Source organism: Alteribacter populi (assembly GCF_002352765.1).
Taxonomy (GTDB): domain Bacteria; phylum Bacillota; class Bacilli; order Bacillales; family Salisediminibacteriaceae; genus Alteribacter; species Alteribacter populi.
In genome coordinates this window covers 3,177,421-3,198,552 of the sequence record NZ_KZ293963.1, presented here as the reverse complement: position 1 = coordinate 3,198,552, position 21,132 = coordinate 3,177,421, and the positions used below count along the sequence as shown (strand labels likewise).

21 protein-coding genes are annotated in these 21,132 nt (G+C 42.1%); 7 read left to right on the top strand and 14 right to left on the bottom strand.

Translation table 11 applies throughout. The annotated features are described in order from the left end of the window. Window positions 1-103: 103 nt before the first annotated feature. Together CDZ94_RS14875 and CDZ94_RS14870 are read right to left on the bottom strand one after the other, a co-directional pair. Window positions 104-1,141, bottom strand: a complete 1,038-nt coding sequence (locus CDZ94_RS14875; protein ID WP_096438342.1) for a DUF4367 domain-containing protein — start codon at window positions 1,139-1,141, stop codon at window positions 104-106. A gap of 400 nt (window positions 1,142-1,541) precedes the next feature. Next, window positions 1,542-2,630: a tetraprenyl-beta-curcumene synthase family protein gene (locus tag CDZ94_RS14870; protein ID WP_096438340.1), complete on the bottom strand. Its 1,089-nt coding sequence runs from the start codon at window positions 2,628-2,630 to the stop codon at window positions 1,542-1,544. Window positions 2,631-2,826: 196 nt separating this feature from the next. On the opposite strand from CDZ94_RS14870, the gene CDZ94_RS14865 reads away from it, so the two are divergent. From CDZ94_RS14865 to CDZ94_RS14855, 3 genes are read left to right on the top strand one after another with little or no spacing between them, the layout of a single operon-like run. Further along, window positions 2,827-3,474, top strand: coding sequence for a TetR/AcrR family transcriptional regulator (locus tag CDZ94_RS14865; RefSeq protein ID WP_096438338.1), 648 nt, complete (start codon window positions 2,827-2,829; stop codon window positions 3,472-3,474). Window positions 3,475-3,489: 15 nt separating this feature from the next. Beyond that, window positions 3,490-4,413 (top strand): ABC transporter ATP-binding protein, encoded by a 924-nt coding sequence (locus CDZ94_RS14860; RefSeq protein ID WP_096438336.1) that lies wholly within the window; start codon window positions 3,490-3,492, stop codon window positions 4,411-4,413. Then, entirely contained in the window at window positions 4,406-6,016 is a 1,611-nt protein-coding gene (locus CDZ94_RS14855) for an ABC transporter permease (protein WP_198546724.1), read from the top strand. Before CDZ94_RS14860 ends, CDZ94_RS14855 begins: the two co-directional genes overlap by 8 nt. A gap of 69 nt (window positions 6,017-6,085) precedes the next feature. Here CDZ94_RS14855 and CDZ94_RS14850 read toward each other — a convergent pair whose 3' ends face one another. The 4 genes from CDZ94_RS14850 to CDZ94_RS14835 form a co-directional block, all read right to left on the bottom strand. Next, the gene (locus CDZ94_RS14850) at window positions 6,086-6,457 is read right to left on the bottom strand and encodes a hypothetical protein (RefSeq protein ID WP_096438332.1); all 372 of its coding nucleotides are present in this window, start codon (window positions 6,455-6,457) and stop codon (window positions 6,086-6,088) included. Window positions 6,458-6,591: 134 nt separating this feature from the next. After that, window positions 6,592-7,575 carry a Gfo/Idh/MocA family protein gene (locus CDZ94_RS14845; protein WP_096438330.1) on the bottom strand — a complete coding sequence of 328 codons (984 nt, stop codon included), beginning with the start codon at window positions 7,573-7,575 and terminating at the stop codon, window positions 6,592-6,594. Between the two features lie 113 nt (window positions 7,576-7,688). Continuing rightward, window positions 7,689-8,351, bottom strand: a complete 663-nt coding sequence (locus CDZ94_RS14840; RefSeq protein ID WP_096438328.1) for a hypothetical protein — start codon at window positions 8,349-8,351, stop codon at window positions 7,689-7,691. Between the two features lie 662 nt (window positions 8,352-9,013). After that, window positions 9,014-9,223, bottom strand: coding sequence for a hypothetical protein (locus CDZ94_RS14835; protein ID WP_096438326.1), 210 nt, complete (start codon window positions 9,221-9,223; stop codon window positions 9,014-9,016). 274 nt (window positions 9,224-9,497) lie between these two features. Between CDZ94_RS14835 and CDZ94_RS14830 the strand changes: the two genes are divergently transcribed. Genes CDZ94_RS14830 through mbcS form a run of 4 tightly spaced genes read left to right on the top strand, consistent with a single transcriptional unit; the run spans window position 9,498 to window position 13,585 of the window. Further along, window positions 9,498-9,767 (top strand): hypothetical protein, encoded by a 270-nt coding sequence (locus tag CDZ94_RS14830; RefSeq protein WP_232735662.1) that lies wholly within the window; start codon window positions 9,498-9,500, stop codon window positions 9,765-9,767. A gap of 3 nt (window positions 9,768-9,770) precedes the next feature. Beyond that, entirely contained in the window at window positions 9,771-11,417 is a 1,647-nt protein-coding gene (locus tag CDZ94_RS14825) for a solute symporter family protein (protein ID WP_096438324.1), read from the top strand. A gap of 22 nt (window positions 11,418-11,439) precedes the next feature. After that, window positions 11,440-11,991, top strand: coding sequence for a hypothetical protein (locus CDZ94_RS14820; RefSeq protein ID WP_232735663.1), 552 nt, complete (start codon window positions 11,440-11,442; stop codon window positions 11,989-11,991). 13 nt (window positions 11,992-12,004) lie between these two features. Continuing rightward, a complete protein-coding gene (gene mbcS, locus CDZ94_RS14815; protein WP_096438320.1) occupies window positions 12,005-13,585 on the top strand; it encodes an acyl-CoA synthetase MbcS in 1,581 nt (526 codons plus the stop codon). A gap of 372 nt (window positions 13,586-13,957) precedes the next feature. Here the strand turns inward: mbcS and CDZ94_RS14810 are convergent, their stop codons facing one another. From CDZ94_RS14810 to CDZ94_RS14775, 8 genes are all read right to left on the bottom strand, one after another. After that, entirely contained in the window at window positions 13,958-14,314 is a 357-nt protein-coding gene (locus tag CDZ94_RS14810) for a SpoIIAA family protein (RefSeq protein WP_096438318.1), read from the bottom strand. A 114-nt stretch (window positions 14,315-14,428) separates the two neighbouring features. Then, entirely contained in the window at window positions 14,429-14,920 is a 492-nt protein-coding gene (locus tag CDZ94_RS14805; protein ID WP_210421732.1) for a methyltransferase family protein, read from the bottom strand. A gap of 175 nt (window positions 14,921-15,095) precedes the next feature. Next, on the bottom strand, window positions 15,096-15,938 hold the full coding sequence (locus tag CDZ94_RS14800; protein WP_198546723.1) for an ABC transporter permease: 843 nt from the start codon (window positions 15,936-15,938) through the stop codon (window positions 15,096-15,098). After that, window positions 15,938-16,942 (bottom strand): ATP-binding cassette domain-containing protein, encoded by a 1,005-nt coding sequence (locus tag CDZ94_RS14795; protein ID WP_425352541.1) that lies wholly within the window; start codon window positions 16,940-16,942, stop codon window positions 15,938-15,940. Before CDZ94_RS14795 ends, CDZ94_RS14800 begins: the two co-directional genes overlap by 1 nt. Before the next feature lie 500 nt (window positions 16,943-17,442). Then, window positions 17,443-18,276 carry a nucleotidyltransferase domain-containing protein gene (locus CDZ94_RS14790; RefSeq protein ID WP_096438310.1) on the bottom strand — a complete coding sequence of 278 codons (834 nt, stop codon included), beginning with the start codon at window positions 18,274-18,276 and terminating at the stop codon, window positions 17,443-17,445. Between the two features lie 14 nt (window positions 18,277-18,290). Then, entirely contained in the window at window positions 18,291-18,824 is a 534-nt protein-coding gene (locus tag CDZ94_RS14785) for a GNAT family N-acetyltransferase (protein WP_096440884.1), read from the bottom strand. Window positions 18,825-18,839: 15 nt separating this feature from the next. Beyond that, entirely contained in the window at window positions 18,840-19,463 is a 624-nt protein-coding gene (locus tag CDZ94_RS14780) for a TetR/AcrR family transcriptional regulator (protein WP_096438308.1), read from the bottom strand. 228 nt (window positions 19,464-19,691) lie between these two features. Beyond that, complete coding sequence (locus CDZ94_RS14775) at window positions 19,692-20,999, bottom strand: amidohydrolase family protein (protein WP_096438306.1); 1,308 nt, start codon at window positions 20,997-20,999, stop codon at window positions 19,692-19,694. Window positions 21,000-21,132: the final 133 nt, after the last annotated feature.

Genomic DNA, 21,132 nt, shown 5'->3' with positions numbered 1-21,132 from the left:
GATGTTTTTCCTTGAGACGAGCGGCGTGAAGGTAGCTTTATTTTTATCTTTATGAAAAAACCGTTAAGGATGACTCCTCAACGGTTTCAGCTCATTTATTTTATTATTTAAGGCCTTTTGCTACTTCGACAAGTTCTTCTTTTGTCATGTCTTCAGCGAAAGAAGATAGCTCATAATGAAGGTCTCCATCGCTCCATGTGATAAATTGCATTTGATGCATGCTCATATACGTTCCTTCGTGCTCACCGATCTCAAGACTTTCAGATTCTTCCCCTTCAAGTGAAAAGTCCGTCGATTCTGATGAAATGGACAGCATGAGGTAATTACCTTCTGAATCGATGTACTCAATCATCGCCGAATCCATTTCTTCAAGGTAATTTGCTCCTTGAAATTCATAACCATCTGGAAGTTTTGTGAATTCAGGTACATCGAAAGCTGTGACCTCTTGAAGTTCATCGATAGAAAGGCTTTCTGGCATCAAGTCATCCATCGATTGAAGTTCTGCTCCTTCTGGAATGTCAAACTCAAAAATTTCCTCATCGATATCGATGTTGTACTCAATATGGGTGTATTCCATTTCTGAGGAGAATTCCTCGCCCTCCATTTTCATTTTTAACGGCATATATGTCTCTTCGTCAACCCAAACTTCATAGCTTCCATCACCTAATAAGAACTCCTCTTCACCCTCTTTAGGTGTAAGTGACAAATGAATCACTGAGCGATCAGCAACTGTTTCTTTACCATGGGCAACTACATCATTTGAACCCATCATTTCCGTTAACATCTCACGCATCATTTCGGATTCATCCGGCATTTCCTCTGACCATTCACCTATATCATCAAAAACTATGACACTATTTTCTTCTTCATTATATGACCATGACTGTTCTCCGTTTGATACAGAGATAAATCCGTCCTGCTCAATGCGGTGTTTGTTCGGTTTAGCAGACCACTCTTTATATGAGTCCTCTTCTGAAACACCATCAAATTCAAAACTGCTCGAGACTTCTGCATAGTAGCTTTCTAGATTTCCTTGAGCTTCAACAGCATTTTCAATGATTTCATCCGTATCTTCAACTGAACAAGCTGCGGCGAATAAAACCACTGGTGCAATACCCAATGATAATAGTTGTTTCTTCATTTTTTGTTCCCCCAATATAATTTAATTAAAGTCAATAACGAGTACTTCGCTTCATTTTCCGTTAGTAATATTGGCGTCGTGTGACAAGCACTTTCGACTGGCAGATTGAAGTCGCTTTTTTGGCTTCTTCTAACAAGCTAAAGTAACCTCGTAGCTGTCTCTTCCTCTGTTAGTCATGCTCCGGCGTGTATCCGCCCGAGACAATCCGTAGCTTTTTCACGAAGTAATGCTTGTCGCTGGAGTTAGACATTGAAGCGTAGATTTTTGTACTTTATTAACTCTGAATAAAAACTCCCAACCACCTTCCACCTTAAGAAATTTTTACCTCTTTTAATTATACAAGAGAACTCGAGGTACAAAGATGAAAAATTGTATAAATATTTAACTGTTAGTAGAAAACTTAAGAAGCGATTTCGTTGTTATCAGAGACTCTCCTGAAAATCCACGAATTCAAGTAGAAAAATGCCGTCGAGAGTCCACCAAAACGGATCATTCTATTAGCGGTCTTTTTTATTTGAGGGTTTTTCTGCACCTTTTCATCGGCTAAATAAATGGCGATAATCCCTTTGTTGATAAGGGAATGGAAAGCGGAATCGGGCATCTGCTTTAATTTTCTCTCAGCTTCCGTTTTAAAGTAGCGCATTCTTTCTACCATATCTTCTTCGTTCTTATAGTAAGCACAAAAATTCAACTCGTCATCTTCAAGGTCCTCTTCCTGATCAATAAAATAATCAAGCAAAATATGTAACCCTTGGGCATGCGGAAAATACTTGTCTTTCATCGACTCAGCCTCTGCTTTGGCCATCTTCCCTTTTGAAGCGTATGCTGCTAACGTATAGACGCCTAAAGTAGATCCCGTGCTTGCAGCGAACTCATACCATCTCATATCTGCTAAATAAGGGTATTTTTCCTTGGTTTCTTCGTACCAACTGATTAGGTACGGTTCTCGGTCCTTTTTTTCTACGTGCTTATACACCTGAAGGTTCCGGTAATGCAAGGAAAGCTCTTCCATCGATGCTTGTGCGCCTGTAAATCCAGGAAAAGCTTGCACTTTTTCCTGACAAGTCGTGACGAGATCTCTTAAAAACCCGTTATCATCCTTTTGTTCACGGTGCTCGTAATAGACATCTTCTTGTGAACCAGGTGCCAACGCCTGGCGCAACGCTTCGTGAAGTGAGCGAAAATCATTCGGATCCAGTGATTCGCTTTGATCGCACAAGCTATCCAAATAGTCACAGATAATTTGGTAGGACACGATAAACCAGAGGACATCCGTCCTCACTTCTTTTTTTGTTAAGAGGGCAAATACCCCGCCCCCTTCATTGTGAAAGGTGTTTTCATTGATACTTTCGAGCGCATACATTCTAAGCTCATTATTCTCAATTTTTTCGGCTTTTTTCCTCCACTCATCCAAAATTTGATGAACCTCCGGAACAACTTCTTTATACACTTTATAAACCATCATCCACATTGTTGTCGGTGCTTTCAAAGGTTAGCCTCCTCATCCAGTCTTGTATACTTTTACATTATTCGACGTTTTATGACTAATTCTATTATCCTTTGAAACAATCATCGAAATCAAGTTTTACTGGTGCCTCAAAAAAATTTTCTGAATATATGTAGACCGGGTGGTCTAAGTTGTGATATGATGTGGTCGACCGGGTGGTCAATATGTCGTATGATCGTTGATACGTAAGGAGGTAGTCCATATTAATTCTGCATTTCATAAATTAGAGGAGACGAAAAAACAGCGGATTATTGATGCTGCTATTGAAGAGTTTGTTGAGAAAGGCTTCGAGCAGGCGTCTACGAATGCCATTGTAAAAAAGGCACAAATAGGAAAGGGAATGCTTTTTCATTACTTTAATAGCAAAAAAGACCTGTTTCTTTATCTATTTGATTACTGCAGCGAGATTATGAAGAGGGAGTATTTGTATTCGATTGATATCGAGGAAGGAGATATCATTAAACGATTTCGACAAGCTTCATTGCTGAAACAAGAAATTTTAATGAAACGGCCTTACTTATTTGACTTTATGAGTATGGCGCTAATCACGAATACCGACCACTTAATGGAAGAGCTAAATGACCGTAGACAGAAACTAGAAAAATATGGATATGGAAGGCTATATAAAAATATTGATACAACCATGTTTCGAGATGAGATGGACGTTGAAAAAGCCCTTCAGCTTCTCACCTGGGCCATGGATGGCTACCGGTCTGCGAAAGAAAGAGAATTAAAAGGTAAACAGTTGAGACGAGAGGAATATGATGTTTTGTTTCAAGAGTTCGATGACTATTTAAAAGTGTTAAAGCAAGCCTTTTACAAATAAGCGGGGGTGGAAAAGATGTCAGTGATTCAAATGAAAAAGCTAACAAAGTATTATGGGAAGGTTTTAGCACTTGATGGTCTGGATCTTGAAGTAAATAAAGGAGAGGTCCTCGGATTTATTGGACCAAACGGAGCTGGAAAATCGACAACCATTCGTGTATTACTTGGTCTTCTCCGTAAATCAGGTGGAGAGGTGCGCTTATTTGGCAAAGATCCGTGGAAAGAAGCGGTTGAACTTCACCGTCGTATTAGCTACGTACCTGGTGATGTCAATTTATGGCCGAACTTAACAGGTGGAGAAGCGATTGACCTATTCGGCCGTCTGCGAGGAGACATTGACCCGAAGCAGCGCGATCAATTGCTAGAACGATTTGACCTTGACCCGACGAAGAAATGCCGTACGTATTCCAAGGGAAACCGGCAAAAGGTGGCGCTTGTTTCTGCCTTTGCTTCACAAGCAGACCTGTTTATTTTAGATGAACCAACTTCCGGACTTGATCCATTAATGGAGGCTATTTTCCAAGAGTGTGTCGCAGAGGTAAAAGCGCAAGGCAAAACGGTCTTACTTTCGAGTCATATTTTGGCTGAGGTCGAGAAGCTTTGTGACCGTGTCGGAATCATTCGTGAAGGAAAGATTGTTGAATCCGGCTCACTCGATCAGCTACGCCATTTAACTCGTACATTCATCACGGTTAAAACCGCGCAAAAAATTGATGGTCTTAGTAGCTTTTCTGGTGTTCATGACCTCGAATTGAATGGCAAAGAAGCGAAGTTCCAGGTCGATACTTCCGAAATGGACCAAGTGCTTAAATTTTTAACACAGTTTGAGGTGAGAGGTTTAACAAGCACACCGCCAACATTAGAAGAGCTCTTCATGCGTCACTATGGCGACGATAGTAGTAAGGAAGGTGCTTCTCAAGGAGGTGGCAAACGTGAGTAAACAACAGTCATTCACAGGAACGGGGACAATGCTTCGTTTTATGCTGCGACGAGACCGTATCCGGGTTCCAATATGGATTCTCGGAATTACGATTGCTGTCGTAGCTTCCCTCATCAGCTTTGAGGAGCTTTATCCGACAGATGCTGAGCGTCAAGGAATGGCTGTGACGATGGCGAATCCAGCGTCGATTGCGATGACAGGTCCTGACCTTTATTTGGAAAATTATACAGTTGGTGCGATGATCTCTCACCAAATGCTTGGTATGACAGGAATTGTAGTTGCTTTAATGAGTGTGTTACTCATTGTTCGTCATACACGCAAGGAAGAAGAAACCGGACGCGCTGAGCTTGTTCGTGCTTCTGTGACAGGAAGACATGCAAATACGACAGCGGCTTTAATTTTCGTTGTAGGAGTCAATCTTGTACTCGCGCTCATCCTGGCTTTAGGGATGGGAGTATTAGGGTTTGAATCTGTAACGTGGGCAGGTTCATTTCTTTTTGGAGCTGCCTTAGCCTCCATTGGACTTTCTTTTGCAGGTGTTGCGATTCTTTTCGTGCAGCTAATGGAGCATGCACGTGGCGCAACTGGATTAGGTGCAGGAATGATTGCTGTCGCCTTTAGTCTTCGCGCTGTTGGTGACCTTGGAGAAGGAGCTTTATCTTGGCTTTCACCAATCGGCTGGGCACAACAGACGGCCGCTTATGTTGATAATAACTGGGCGCCATTATTACTGAGCCTGACTTTCACTATCGTTCTTATTGCGATTGCTTACCCACTGAGTACAAAGCGAGATGTGGGTGCGGGCATGGTTCGTCCACGTCGCGGAAAAGCTCACGCGACTAATTTTCTCACAAAACCGATTGGCCTTGCCTTTCGCTTGCAGCGCACCAATTTAATCATCTGGAGCGTGGCTATGCTTTTGTTTGGTATGGCTTACGGTGCATTCATAGGAGAAGCGGAAGAAATGATGGGTACCCTCGGAGATTCGCTCGATGATATGCTCCCGACTCTGGACGGTGGCGTACTTGCTGACAGTTTTGCCGCAATGTTTATGTCGGTAGCTGCAATGGTTGCAAGCATTCCTGCCTTACAGAGCATTTTGAAGCTGCGTAGTGAAGAAAATGCAGGTCGAACGGAGCCGATGCTTTCAGCGGCATTATCCCGTTCCCGTCTACTCGGCAGTTATGTAATCGTTGCATTAATCAGCAGTGTTTTTCTACTTTTCATGGCAGGCATTGGGATGGGAATTACCGGAAGTCAAAGTATGGACGATTCCAGCTACCTCGTTGACCTAACGATTGCAGGAATAGCCTTCACACCCGCTCTTTGGGTTGCCATCGGGTTAGCCGTTGCATTGTTTGGTATTTTCCCTAAAGGAACTGCATTGAGCTGGGCCATTGTCGTGTACGCCTTTGTTGTCGTCTATCTTGGAGGAGCACTCCAAATGCCCGATTGGATGACAAACCTCTCTCCATTCGGTCATATACCAAGAATCCCAGCTGAGGAATTTGATTGGATGCCTCTTCTCAGCCTTACAGCTGTAGCAGCCATCCTAATCATTATTGGCTGGCTTGGATTCCGGCGACGTGACCTCGATGTATAAAGGATCGTTGTGAAAAGGTGCCTGACCCCCGCCGCGGTGACGCGGTACAGCACCGGGGGTCAGGCACCTTTAAGCTTTGGTCAAATAGTGGTATGCGTATTCTGGGAGGGGGTGTTTGTCCTTTTCGGAATGTTTTTCATCAAAGGACTTGTAGGTGAAAAGCTTCACACCTTGCTCCATTGCTGATAGTTCCAAAATGTGTTCGTCGTTTTTGCCTTTTGTTTCAAGTTTGAACGCAACTGGACCAATAGAAAGACGATACTCGTTAAATACAAGTCCTAACATGGCTCGGGACTTCTTCGTCGTTTCTTGGTGTGTGAGAATAGACGAAGCCAAGTCACGAATCCGAATATTTCGCTTTTCTCCTCGTTTAAAAAGATTCGTGACCCCTTCACCAATATGTTTAGAAACATCATTTAGTCTGTCTATTAATGGACTCATCACAAACACCCCTTTTTCATTAGTTTATGCAAATGATAAGAAAATATAAAATGAGCCTATCCCTTTCTTTCATTTTTGAAGAGGTAGGCTGTGGCACCCTTCTGACTACCTTTCTGATCGGAATTTCAGTTTAACTAATGAGTATCTGCCTCAAAAACGATACCTGCATCCATTCTCGCTTCTTCAAGCATATGTATGACAGAATGACTGTAATCAAGCAGTTCATAACACTTTTCAATATCGCTTGATTTGTAGATATTATTAAAAGCCAGCACTTCATAATATAACGGATTAGATTCTGTTTGTACATTCAACGTGGCTTCTTCATCGTCTGTATGGAGGATCACTTTTTGACAGCCATTTGCCCCATTTTCAACATGAATATAGCCCTTTTCACCTTGAATAAGCGCAAAGTTCATACTCCGAGTATCTTTGCACCCTACACACTCCCCGATAAAACCAGAATATTTCAATACTAAAACACCTGATGTATCAATACCATTAGGATGTTGATTAGCTGTGTAATTTATTGCTTTTGGTTTTCCAAACAAATTCATCGTAAAGTGTAAGTTATAAATATTGATGTCCGTTAAGGCTCCACCTGAAAATTTTGGATTAAAAACATTCGGCGTCTCTCCGTTTAGCAGACGATCGTATTTACTGGAATATTGACTATAGTTACATTGAATAAATTTAATCGTCCCAAGTTTAGTTAAGTTTTCTTTAATTATTTTAAAATTTGGCAGATGAATCGTCGTTATCGCTTCAAACAACATTAAACTTTTTCGTTTAGCAAGCGACATCAAGCTTTCAAGTTCTTTTAAGGTCGAAGTAAACGGCTTTTCACAAATAACATTCTTCCCACCTTGAAGCGCTCTGTAAGTATGTTCGTAATGTAAACTATTAGGAGATGCAACATAAACAAAATCAACAGCAGAATCATTTAACATCCCATCTAATTCCGTATAAATGCTATTTATATTATACTTTTCAGCTAACGGCTTTGCTGTGCTTTCCTTTCGTGAATACATGGCAACACATTTAGCATCTTCAATACTTTCTAACGCTGATAGAAAGCGATCTACAATCATCCCAGTACCTATTGTTGCGATATTCATCTAACCCACTCCTTTTCGGCTCCTTTTTTCGGTTCCTTTTTCGGTGCCTGACCCCCGGCGCGGTGACGCGTTAGCGCGCCGGGGGTCAGGCACCGGGAAGCAAGGGGCGGTTCCTAAAATGTGATATCAAAGTGAATATCATCACTTATCCTATCCTCTGCTGAAAGTGCCTCCATATCATCGACATTTATGCTTTTAGAGTCTCCCTCTAATGGAAATAAATAAGGGCCACTTATAACCAGTGTCAGTCTGTTTGGATCGGTTTCATTTAAAGGAAACCACAGAAGGGCACTTTGTTCTTCATTTCCTACCAAATGCGGACTAATCGCGTGAGTCTTATATTCCTGTTCAATATCCTGATTGTCAATCAGAAGACGACTCTCTGAATCTGGTACGAAACCTGCAGAGAAATCAAAGATAACCGAATCATCTCCGGTATTTTTCACATGAACATAGGCCAGTCCGTGGTAGTCACCTTGAGTCTTATTGCTTTCCACTATGTAAAGGTCACGTAACGTCACATCCACAGGACCTGATGTTTGAACTTCGTTAAGGTTTGCTCCTTCAATCACTGTGTACTCCTGTAAGAGGACATCCCCTTTACTTTTGTTCGTCAGTGCTTCGTGGCTTCCACCTTCTTCCTGTTCACTGTCATTAATCTCTTCTTGTTCCACTGGTTCACTTTCACTCGTTTCATTTTGTTCTGCTGTCTTTGTGCAAGCTGTTATAACAAATGTAAGAGAGCCAATAGCAACTAATGTTGATAATCGTTTCACCCTGCTCTTGCTCCTTTGTAAGTGACATTATTTTGACCTAGTAAACTATAGTAATGTAGATCCATAGGTAAAGCAACATTTGTATAGAAATCTACTATCTCCCAAAACCATAAAAAGGGCTAAAGTACGTGTTACTTGAACTCCTAGAAGGTTCCATTCAAAACCTAAGTTTTCAAAAAAACACAGGTTTCCAAGCACCTTTTTTCATTTTAATACCTAAGAGTATAAGCCATATTAAGAAGGGCTTATACCCTCATACGAGATATGTGCGCACGTAACTGCTGACTGAGCAATTAAGACAAGTCCACGACCTTTTCCTTCTGAACATACTCAATGATCGAAAAAATGATAAATTCCTCGAGATCACTGAAATTTTGATCTAACAAGTGCCGCCGATCTTCAACACCAAATGCATCAAGTAAATTGAAGACTCTACACTTGCTATAAGTACTTTAAGTACTCCTGTTTCCCTGACAAGTCTTCCATACCTCCCTCTCAATGTACTTGAATAACCACGTGTTTAATGCATTTTTGAATTCGATTTTTCTTAAGCTCCAAGAACCTTCCCAAATATTTTTATGGGCTAATTCAGAATCCACATTTTTGCACGAATATCCTCTTCACCACTACAACAGTCGTTGCATTATGTTTTTCCGTACCTTTTACAACATCCGTTTCATTAAAGTAAGGTAAACGCTCTTGAATAAAGCATGGAGAGATATTTTCGGAAGCAACCAGCCGTCTTTACGAGGTGTTGGAGACTTAGCTTCAATAACACCCTGCCGAAACCATCGCCGAACGCTCTCTTTATGTGTGGTGATTTTATATTTCTTTAACAGTTCAAATGCTTGGTCCACATGATACACCGCCATCGTCTCCCCCTCCTTCAAATTCAGAAAATTTAAAATATATCATTGACATAGTTTGTCGAAAGCGTTTACAATCAACAAATAACCGTTACGGTACTAACAAAAGAATGTCATCGACTACATATCCGAAGATAGGGACAATATTATCTGCTAAGGCAGGCTGCATAGTTTATCGTCTTAAAGCGGAAATGTACGAGCGTTCTTGCAATGACTGAACAGTCAGTCGTAAGGTACTTAACTCAGTCGTGTGTTACTCCACAGGAAAGGAGGTAGTGTCTTGAACAACGCTTATAAAAAGGAAGTACGGTTCACCATCATTATGTCGGCTTTGCTTTTAGCGGCAGGAAATGTGGGCTTATTTTTCTCCATTTTCCCCGTTGAGGGTACGTTATTTGGCTTCCCGATTATGTACATCGTACCGATTTTGTTTGGCTGGTTTGGTATTTTCTTTTTAACAATTGTTGCTAGTAAATTAGGCAACCACATTGACCAAGAAATTGAGCGGGAAAATACGTTACAAGAAGATCAAAAACAGGAAGGGGCATAAGTAATGGGAGAAGAAGCATGGCAGTTATCGAACCCCATTTTAGGGGTTGTCGCAATCATTGCGACATTTCTATTATTTTATATCGTCGGATACATATCCAACCGTAAAAGTAAATCTGTTACCGACTTATATGTAGCAGGTTCAAGCATAGGGCCGCTTACAAATGGTCTTGCAATGGCTTCAACTTATATGAGCTTAGCCACATTTCTTGGAATCACCGCACTGATCTTACAACTGCAAGTCCCGTTTATTATGTTGTGGATTCAGCTCATTTTATCAATTCCGCTTATAACCATCATTTACGGAACGAGCTTACGGCGGATGGGAGCATTCTCCCCTACTCACTTTGTCCGTGAGCGTTACGGTGTTTCAGCGTCAATCATCGCTGCGGTGTTTATGATTCTTGTGTCGATTATGTACTCACTCGGCCAAATGATTGGAATCGCCCTCGCGTTTGAGACGGTCCTCGGTATCCCTTATTTAACCGGACTGATTGTGGGTGGACTTATTATCGTCGGCTATATTACAATCGGCGGAATGGCTGGGGCTTCCAATAACGCTGCTATTCAAATGGTGATCATCGCGCTAATGTTCATCGTTCCCCTCGGTGCGATTATGAAGGCTGTCGGTGGAAGTGGTTGGTTTTTCCCACCGTTGTTGTATTCAGATATGGTCCCAGCAATGATTGAAGCGATGCCGAACTTCTTTGATTATCAGTACTCCACGAAATGGTACGTTTCTCTTATCGCTTTGACCATTGGTTCGCTCGGGTTACCGCATTTAGCGATGCGTATTTATACTGCATCCAGTTTAAAAAGTGCACGATCCGCGATGGTATGGTTTGCTTTTATTATCGGGCTTGTGTTCTCAGCTACATATGCCATGGGATTTGTAGGCGTTTATGCCACTGAAACACAAGGGGTTGCCATCTCTGCTGCTGATGCAGATAAGCTGACGATCATTTTAAATTTAGTGTACAACCCTGAATGGGTAACAGCCCTTGTTATTGCCGGTGCCATTTCAGCTGGATTGTCCACACTTAGTGGAAACCTTTTAGCCATTGGCGCGTTGTTATCTCAAGACATATTCACAACACTTAAACCTGACCTTCCGGAGAAAAAACGGGTACGCCTCGGCTATATTGCTATTTTCGCTGGAGGAGTTGTCAGTATTTTACTCGCCATTAATCCTCCTGCCTTCCTGGTCGTTAGTATTCTGTGGGCATTTGGATTAGCTGGTGTAACCAATGCTCCGCTTATTTTAGTCGGTGTTTGGTGGAAAGAAGCGAACAAGTTTGGCGCGATTGTCTCTTCTGTCATTGGAGGTGCCCTCTATATCGTCGTGTCACCCTTCGTCTTCCCGCAAATCGTCATGACGGGTCATGAGGTAACCGATGGTATGGGCTTATCTGGCGCGATGCTCGCGATTCCGGTCAGCTTTATATTACTTATTGTCGTGTCCTATGTAACGAACCGGATGCCTAGCCTTTCCTCAAAATTAACGACGAAAGAAGACCATGCGTTGATAGAGCGGATTCACGGCTGGAAAGATATCCACCCAAGACGCTACAACAGTACAATGGGAGCAGCGATTACCGTCGTTTTCTTTACCGTCATCGCCATTTGGGCAGTGATGCCTTGGAATATGTAGTGTTATGAAGGAGACCGTTCACATGATTGGAAAAATGATATTACTTCACGCCCCTTCTTTTCGGGCATTTGCACATGCACCTAAATCCATTCTTTACAGCCGACTCATTGTCATTGCAGTAGGCATCGTCTATGGAATCTTTGGCATTTTGGCCAATGCATCCTTTGTTGCAAGTTTCGAATCCGAACTGCTACGTAACGTAGTCGTTCCCCTAATTTTTATCTTATTCGGATTATTTTCCGTTTGGTTAACAAAGCTCGGTCTTACCGTGCTTCTCTGGGCAGGGGCGAGAGGTTTTGGTGGCCCAGGTAAAATCAGTGAAGTGAGTCGCTCTGCTTCGATTGCTTTAGTGCCTGGATTACTAGCCATCCCCTTCCTAACAGGCATTGACGGAGGATTCGCTCTCGTTGTTTCTTTAGTGGCCGGCGTTATTTGGATGTATTTCATTTGTGTAAAAATCCATGAAATCACGCAAGGTTTTGCTCCTTGGAAAGCGTATGCAGCCGTTTTTGCCGTTTTTGTTTTTTTTGCAAGTATTTATTACATGATCATACCAACTGGAACCATTACTTAAGGAGGAGTTCATCATGAATCGAGAAGAATTAATCGCACCCGAACACTACAATATCGCAGAAGAACTTTCCCAATATGCAAATGACGATACCCGTACCGCCATTCGCTGGCTCGATCAACAAGGGAATCGCCGAGACGTTCACTATAAGGAGCTAATGGAAAAAACAAACCAAATCGCACTCGCCTTTAAAAAGCAAGGTATTAGTAAAGGTGATAAAGTTCTTATCATCCTTCCACGTATTCCAGAAGCGTATATGACCTATCTCGCTTGTTTAAAAGCCGGCATTGTCGCGATCCCGAGTTCAGAAATGCTGCGTAAAAAAGATCTGCTCTATCGTATTCATCATGCCAAAGCAAAAGGCATCGTTGCCTACTATAAAACGACGAGTGAAGTAAATGACATCGACGAAGACCTCCCAGTTCTGCAAAATAAATTCATCGTCGGTGGCGAAGAAAAAGGCTGGAAGTCGTTAGAATCTCTTGCGGAAAAAGAGTCTGTCGTCTATGAAGGAGAACAGACAACGCGTGATGACATGGCCTTTTTATCCTACACATCTGGAACAACCGGAAATCCAAAAGGAGTTGTCCACACACATGGCTGGGGTTACGCCCACGTACGCACAGCTGCTAAAGAGTGGCTCGGTGTCGAAGAAGGAGACCTCGTTTGGGCAACAGCAGCACCTGGCTGGCAAAAATGGATCTGGAGCCCGCTTCTTTCAACAATTACACTCGGTGCAACAGCCTTTGTTTACAATGGTAGCTTCGACCCAACAACGTATTTGGACATTTTGGAAGAGGAAAAAATCGCCGTTCTTTGTTGCACACCTACTGAATATCGACTCATGGCTAAAGTAGATGAACTCTCTTCCTATAAGCTGCCGAAACTAAAAAGTGCTGTATCAGCTGGAGAACCGCTAAACCGCCCTGTTATCGAAGCGTTCCATTCCGCGTTTAACGTTGATTTACGGGATGGCTATGGACAAACCGAAAATACCCTTCTCGTCTGTACACTGCAAGGGATGACAACAAAACCTGGCTCGATGGGAAAACCAACGCCAGGTAACCCTGTCGATATCATTAACGAGTACGGTGAACCTACTAAAGCTGGAGAAGTCGGTGATATTGCTGTCCACAAAGATTGTCCAGCACTATTTAAAGAGTACTTAGATGATCCCGAACGCACACAATCAGCCTTTCGAGGGGATTGGTACTTAACAGGTGACCAAGCTTCACGAGACGAAGACGGCTACTTCTGGTTTGAAGGCAGAAGTGACGACATTATTATCAGCTCCGGCTACACGATTGGCCCTTTTGAAGTTGAAGACGCACTACTAAAACACCCGGCCGTTCGGGAATGCGCTGTGGTTGCCGCACCAGATGAAATTCGCGGTAGCATCGTCAAGGCTTATGTCGTTCTGCGAGACGCGTCAAGGACACAAGATGAAGACTTAGTAAAAGAACTTCAAAACCATACGAAAGACATTACAGCGCCGTACAAATACCCACGTCAAATTGAGTTTTTGGAAGAACTTCCGAAGACAACATCAGGAAAAATACGCCGCGTTGAACTACGGCAGAAAGAACTAGCGAAGTAGAGAAGGGGCTTTTCACCCTTTTGAAGCATAGTAATAAACGAAGTTACTGCATTTTTTAAAAGCCCGCTAAAATTGTTTTTTCATAGTGGGCGGGTAGCTTCCAGCACTCCTGAAGAACTCGCCATGATCCTGACACATATCCGGCCGCGGTCCGCATGCGGCATTAGGATTAGTCAAACGATCCGGATAGCTGAAGGTTTATCGTAGCAGCGTTAGCTTCCGCCGCATATTTTTAAGTCTCAAGGGAAGAATACCCTTGAGACGAGCGGCGTAAAGGTAGCTGTCTACTTAAAAATTCTACCTTTCAAAAAACGGGAAGCAGTTTTACCAAACTACTTCCCTTCTATCGTTTTAAGCTTTTCAAGTGATTTATTACTCATGCACCCAGGCTCTTGCCTCAGCTTCCTCTTCCATTCGAAAGTGGCGAAGGTCAATCCCCGTCACGGTGTCTGTCACTTCGGCCAGGTACTCAGCTAAATTAGAATCGCTCACAAGGGCATATCGTTCAATGTCAATTAAATGATCTTTCGCAAACTTCAACCGGTCATCGATAGCTGAAAACTCGACTCCCGGCATATCCCACAACCGAACAAGCAACCGAACTTCTCCAAATCTCTCAATGGCTGCTGAAACTTCTACCATAAGCTGATCATTTTCTTCTTTTGTCATCTTACTTTTCACTTCATATTCCAAGACATTCCCCTTACTTGAGTCTAGCTTTCTAATCACAGCATCTCACCTCCACTTAACTGGAATATTCAAATGTGACAATGACCTCTTACGAATCCATTCCCGTTCAGAAGGCTATTAAAAACATGGTCTAGTAAAAGAAACTCATTATTTTCAATTCCACGGCGTTCTTCTCGGTATTAATCTAGGTACATTCTTTTTATATTGAGCATACTCCTCACCGAACTTCTTTTGTAAAGCAGGCTCTTCTCCAACTATGAAGTAGGTATAGTTCACAACTGAAAATAACAAGAACCAGAAGAGTAATGGAACCGAACCAAATAAGATCATTTCTCCTAATAAAATAAAAACAACTCCACTGATCATGGGATTTCTCGTGTATTGATAAGGACCAGTAACAACTAGATTTTTAGGAGCATTCCAAGGTGCTAACGTTCCTCTTCCTCTAGTAGCAAACTGCCTTACCGTTGCCGTTACAAGAGTTAAACCTATTAAGGTGCATGTGGCACCGAGTAACAAGATAAAGGCAGTTAGTGGAAAGTCCAACCGCCAAAGCATCGCGTTATTGAAGAGAAACAATAAGAGCGAAGGAATAATCACGGTCACATTAAACGGTAACAATAGTATTGCGATCAGATGAGACAATAAAGACGTTTCTCCTTGTTTTTTCAACCTTGATTCACACTACCTTTCACGAACTTCAATTTATAAGTAAAGGGTGCTTCAACTGTTTTTTGTCCACCAATTGAAACACCCTTTTTTTAAACAAGGCTAGCACTTATAACATTTAAATCTAGGTTTTACACCCCGCTTAGTCGATTTATTTTTTATTCCGATACAAATACATAGTTAATGGAGCGAAAATGGCCGTTATCACTACGGATGCTAAGAGCACCCACCCAACCTGGTCAAACGTCACCGTACCGTGCATCAAACCGCGCACTGCCGTCACCAAAAGCGAAACTGGGTTTACTTCCACAAATGATTGCAACCAAGAAGGTAGTGTCTCTGGATCTACGAAAACGTTACTAACAAAGGTTAACGGGAACAAAACCATCATACTGACGCCCATTAGTGATTTTTCCGTTCTCAAAATCAATCCGAGAGTGGTCCATATCCATGACAGGCTAAACGAGAATACGACTAGCAAAGCCACCGCTGCCACCACTCCTAGTACGCCTCCTTCTGGTCGAAAACCGAGCACCAGACCTAGCGTGATCATAATTGCAGACGCCATCGTGTAACGAACCGCATCCACGAGCAAAGCACCGACGAGAACAGATGGCCGCCAGATTGGTAATGAACGGAAACGGTCAAATACCCCCTTGGTAATGTCGTTGTTCAGCTCCATCCCGGTATACATCGTGATCGTCACCACTGTCATGCCGAGAATGCCCGGCAGAAGAAACTGCAAATAATCGCCCGTTGACCCAGCAATTGCACCTCCAAACAGATAGGTAAACATTAATAAGAACATGATCGGAAACACAGTGACATCGAACAATTGCTCAGGAACATATCTAATCTTCAGGAATGCTCTCCAGCCGAATGTAAGTGAGTTGGTCAATGCATTCGGTTTAGAAGGACGTTTGCGATTTGAAAGCGCTGCTTGCAACGTTTCATCTATCTCAATCTTATTTCGCGTTTTAGAAGATGTAGTCATCATCTTACCTCCTCAGTCGTGTCATCATCATCAGCTGGTCGTCCGGTCAAACTAAGGAACACCTCATCAAGACTTGGCTGCCCTAATGAAAAATCAGTAACAGTAATGTTGGCCCGAGACAATTCTCTGAGAGCATAGGCGACACGCTCGGTGTCCGAGATCTGAGCAGAAAGCGCAGCTGGATCCGATGAGAGCTGAATGGAAGTCGCTAATTTCTCAGCTAGTAATTGTTCTGCTTGTGGTCGAACTTCAGGGTGAAGCAACCGAACATGTAGCGCTCCCGATCCCACAGATGCTTTAAGCTCACCACTCGTCCCTTCCGCAATGATCTTCCCTTGATCAATCACGGCAATCCGATCAGCCAGCTGGTCTGCTTCATCTAGGTATTGCGTTGTTAACAAAACGGTCGTACCCGTACTGACAAGTGCTCGAACAATCTCCCAAACTTGATTACGACTGCGTGGATCGAGCCCTGTCGTGGGTTCATCTAGAAATAACAAATCTGGAGTGACAACGATACTCGCAGCAATATCGATTCTCCGCCTCATACCCCCAGAATATTTTTTCACCTGCCGCTTTGCTGCGTCTTCCAGACCAAATGCCTTAAGTAATTCGTACGCCCTTTCCTTTGCCTGCTTTCGTGAGTAACCTAGAAGGCGGGCAATCAATATGAGGTTCTCAAGACCTGAAAGATCTTCATCAACCGAGGCAAATTGTCCTGTTAGACTGACTTTGCTTCGAACCTCGTCTGCCTCTTCTACAAGGTCATACCCAAGGATCTGTGCTCCTCCTTCATCGGGTTGAAGCAACGTAGCAAGCATCCGAATCGTCGTCGTTTTACCTGCACCATTAGGTCCTAAAAAACCATAAACCGTACCTTTTTGTACAACCAGATCTACACCATCGACCGCTCTATTTTCACCAAACGTCTTGACGAGTCCAGTTGCTTCAATGGCAAGGTCAGAATTAGTTTCATTGTTATTGGAATTCTTCACTTTTTTCACCCTTTCAAAAAATCATTGCTCTCACGTTTTACATTCCAGCATATTACATATGGATGGGAAATATATCATTTTATTGGCAGCTTGTAGAATGGCACTGTTCGATTAGGTTAAGTTAAGTGGCATAATGGGGGGTTTTATTTGGTAACCGAGTGCTTTGGAAGGGACACTACTGGTAGAAAACAACCTTAACTCGAGCATTAACTACAATTCTCTCAACTTAAACAAACGTTTGTTTAACAAGTCGAAAACCTACGTAGATTCAGTAATCTTCCCGAAAAATCTCTCAAAAGAAACGCTTTAGTCGTTAAACAAACATTTTCTTCCGTTCCTCCTTTATTAGCTTATAGATTGATTATACTCCCCGCTCCACCAATGATTAACAGACTACGGTCTGAATTTGACTCCATCTAAAGGTGGATAAAAAACCAATAGAAAGCACCGTTTGAGTAGAAACGATGCTTTCTATTGGTTTATCTTTTTTATTCGTCAAAGCAGGTTTATCAATTTAATAAATGTTCTATTTCCGTGACAAGCTCTTGAAGTATCGCTACTCCCTCTCTTGTACTGGTTGGGTCGGTAGACAGCTTTGCGAAGACATTATCTACCCTTTCCTTGTAGCTATGTGGTTTGATGTTAAAACCGTTAACCATCGCAACTGCCTTCTTTTCATTAATGCAGTATTCTTCGTTTTTAGCAAATAATACTTGATTTAAACAGGAAACGGTTCGGAAGCAATGCCCGGAAACATAGGAGACATCATCTTTATCAACGTTATCATTAGCAAACATCATAGAAAAAGACGCTTCAAACATAAAGTAACTGGTTATGGCGCCTTTCAATGCATGTGGATATGGCATCGTCTTTGCTTTTAATTCAGTAATTCTATTTGTCGGGTCAACTAAAATGTGACAAATCGAAATTTCCCCCATATACATCACATTCAAGTAGGCATGCGGGTGACCAGCATGATAGTTCGTTGAAACAGACCCGACTAAACAGTCCTCAATTACCTGTGTCACTCTGTTTACATCGCGGAAAATGAGATCAACATGGTAGCCATCAACGACAAGCCATCCACCCCCATTAATCCAGGAACCCCATTCGCCTAAAGACGTAACGATCTTCTCTCTATGATCGTCATCTAGCTTCATAGCTAGCTTGCCAACTTCTCTTACGTCAAACCCCTTGGATTCATCGTAATAAATCCCAATATCGATATCAGAAGTCGGACGATGTGTGCCTCTCGCTCTCGAACCACCTAAAACGACACCTATAATGCCAGGTACGCCTTGAAATTCATTCTTTACGTCATTTATTATCTTTTGCACAGTCACGAAAGTCTCATCTCCTACTGCTTTATATATTCATTCTGAAGCAATCCCATATGAATAGTATCATGCCATTTTCCCTCTCGAAACAGGCTTTGGCGTGATTTACCCTCGTTGCTAAACCCTATCTTTTCATACAAATGAATCGCATTTTTATTAAAGGAAAAAACGCTTAATGACACTCGATGCATGTTCAGTTCTAGAAAAGCAAAATCAAGAAGTAACTTCATAGCCTCTGTGCCATACCCCTTTCCCCAATACTCCTTCTCACCAATATCAATAATACATTCAGCATTACGGTTCTTATCGTCAATATTAATTAATGAGGTAATGCCGATAGGAGTTTGTAAGTGTTTCTCCTGTATGATGTAGCATTTAGAGGAGTTTGTACCTAAGATTTGTTGAACAAAATCTACTGTCGAATCCAAATGATAAGTATCTAATGAAGGACTAGTTGAACGCATCACCTCCATGTCATTTCTCCACGTATGATATAGTTCTGTATCTTCTACTGTCATTTTTCTAAAAACAATTCTCGAAGATTCAAACAAGATAAACACTCCTATCGTTTATTTTTCTTCGACCGGACAAAGCATCGCTTCTAATGAAAAAAGGATCGCTGATAGCTGGTCACTGACGTTTGTCCTATCTGGTCCTAACTGGAATGTGTTCAACATGAGACCATCAAGAAACGAAATTAGAAAACCGGCAATTGATTCTGGAGATTGACGAGACTTGAATTCTCCTCGTTCAACTCCTTTTTCAATAACCACTTTTGTTGCTTCAACTATACGCTCATAGCGTTCTGTAATATATGGAAAACGATCTTTATTCTTCACATACTTTGATGAAAGAAAAAATTCCGCCTTGGCAAGAACGAGCGTTTGATGAGTAGCTTCAATCTTAATTTGCTGATCTAGTACCCATTTTTTAATATGTGGCCACGAAAATGTATCACCATTCTGTTCAAACAACAGAAGTTCTTCTTGGTCATCAAATTGAAGGACTTCAATAAAAACATGCTCTATATTATCGAAATAAGCGTACAGAGCACCTCGCGATATTCTAGCTTTATCGATAATGTCTTGCATCGTTGCATCGGTAAATCCCTCTTTAATAAACACTTGCCTGGCAGCTTGCAGGATTTCTTTTCTTTTCTCCCATTTGTATGATTCACTTACTTTTGGCGACATGCTTCAATCCCCTTCAGTTTACAAAATATACACTAGTGTCACTTTATTCACTTCATCATTATAAACGACACTGGTGTCGTTTTCAAGATTTACTTATAGAAGGCTCTTTTTAAGGATTGTTGCTAGTTGTTTTTTGAACGTTAGGCGGCAAATGAATGCTTGTCCTATCAAAAAACCTCCCAGGCTAAATAGCAGCCTAAGAGGTTTTTACGAACACGGTAAGTTTCTTTATTTTAATTTAGCATGCAACCGATTGACGTCAGCTATTACTTTTTCCTGATCGATGGTGAGAGACTGGCTGTCATTTACAACCTGCTTCCCATCAACATATACGTCACTAACATCTCGCCCACTTGCAGCATAAAGAAGATGTGAAAAGGCTTCGTTTAATGGCTGTAATTGTGGTTTATCGTAAGGGTTAATCGTAATAAAATCAGCATGCTTGTTTACTTCAAGAGAACCAGTGTGCGCCATTCCAATCACTTCAGCACCGATCCTTGTAGCAAGAGCAAGAACGGTTTCGGCTGGAAGCTTCGTCGTGTCTTTGTACATACCTTTTTGTAGCAAGGCAGCGAGGCGCATTTCTTCAAACATATCAAAATTATTATTTGAAGCAACGCCATCCGTAGCGATTCCTACTTTAACACCTGCATCCAAAAGACTAGCTACATCAGCCACACCAGAGCCGAGCTTAAGATTACTGATTGGATTATGAGCGACGCGGACATCAAGCTCGTGTAGCAATTGCCGCTCTTCATCGTTCAGTACGACTCCATGCGCCATCACCGTCGGCTGATCAAAAAGCCCGGCGCGGCGAATATGTTCAACCGGACGTAATCCATAGCGTTTTTCAATTTCCGCAATTTCACCGTCTGTTTCTGACACATGAATATGGGCCATAACATCACTTTCTTTGGCAATTCGCGCGCTTTCTTCAAGTGCCTCTCGTGAACACGTATAAGGACTATGAGGTGCCACCATCGTTGTTAAACGACCGTCAGCAAATGACTTATATGTCTTTGCAAAGCGTTCAGCTTCCGTAAGATTCGCACGTTGCTCTTCTTTCGTGCCAAAACTGAAAACGGTATGTGAAAATGCTCCTCTAATCCCTGTTTTGCCAATTGCATTTATCACTTCATCGCTATCAATACCATTTGGATTAAACATATCAGAGAACGTTGTCGTGCCGGATTTCAGCATTTCAAGAATACCGAGAAGTGAACTCGTTGATGCCATTTCCGTTGTAAATTGCTGCTCCAGCGGCCAAATTTTCGTTTCCAGCCACGGCTTCAACAGCATGTCGTCCCCAATACCACGCAAAATGGTCATAACAACATGGGAGTGAGTATTCACTAAACCAGGCATGACCCATTTCCCATCAAGGTCTACAACCTTATCGACTTGACCAAGCTGCTCACTACAATGAGAGCCAATATATGAGATGACTTTACCGTCAACAATCATCATTCCGTCTTCAAATACGTCATTCTCTTCACTTATTGTAAAAAAAGTACCGTTAACATAAGCGATCTTCACACAATTACCTCCCACAACGATAAAATAGGTTACCACTACGTTAGTAACTATTCAATAGATTACAGTCAATCCTTATTGTTTGTCAATTGACAATAAGGATTCATTTTATCCTTATAGCGAACAATAGGACTTG

Bases quoted from the DNA above. Each gene is read 5' to 3' on its own strand.
- CDZ94_RS14875 (WP_096438342.1), bottom strand. From the start codon at position 1,141: ATGAAGAAACAACTATTATCATTGGGTATTGCACCAGTGGTTTTATTC.
- CDZ94_RS14860 (WP_096438336.1), top strand. From the start codon at position 3,490: ATGTCAGTGATTCAAATGAAAAAGCTAACAAAGTATTATGGGAAGGTT.
- CDZ94_RS14850 (WP_096438332.1), bottom strand. From the start codon at position 6,457: ATGAGTCCATTAATAGACAGACTAAATGATGTTTCTAAACATATTGGT.
- CDZ94_RS14845 (WP_096438330.1), bottom strand. From the start codon at position 7,575: ATGAATATCGCAACAATAGGTACTGGGATGATTGTAGATCGCTTTCTA.
- CDZ94_RS14835 (WP_096438326.1), bottom strand. From the start codon at position 9,223: ATGGCGGTGTATCATGTGGACCAAGCATTTGAACTGTTAAAGAAATAT.
- CDZ94_RS14825 (WP_096438324.1), top strand. From the start codon at position 9,771: ATGGGAGAAGAAGCATGGCAGTTATCGAACCCCATTTTAGGGGTTGTC.
- CDZ94_RS14820 (WP_232735663.1), top strand. From the start codon at position 11,440: ATGATTGGAAAAATGATATTACTTCACGCCCCTTCTTTTCGGGCATTT.
- mbcS (WP_096438320.1), top strand. From the start codon at position 12,005: ATGAATCGAGAAGAATTAATCGCACCCGAACACTACAATATCGCAGAA.
- CDZ94_RS14800 (WP_198546723.1), bottom strand. From the start codon at position 15,938: ATGACTACATCTTCTAAAACGCGAAATAAGATTGAGATAGATGAAACG.
- CDZ94_RS14780 (WP_096438308.1), bottom strand. From the start codon at position 19,463: ATGTCGCCAAAAGTAAGTGAATCATACAAATGGGAGAAAAGAAAAGAA.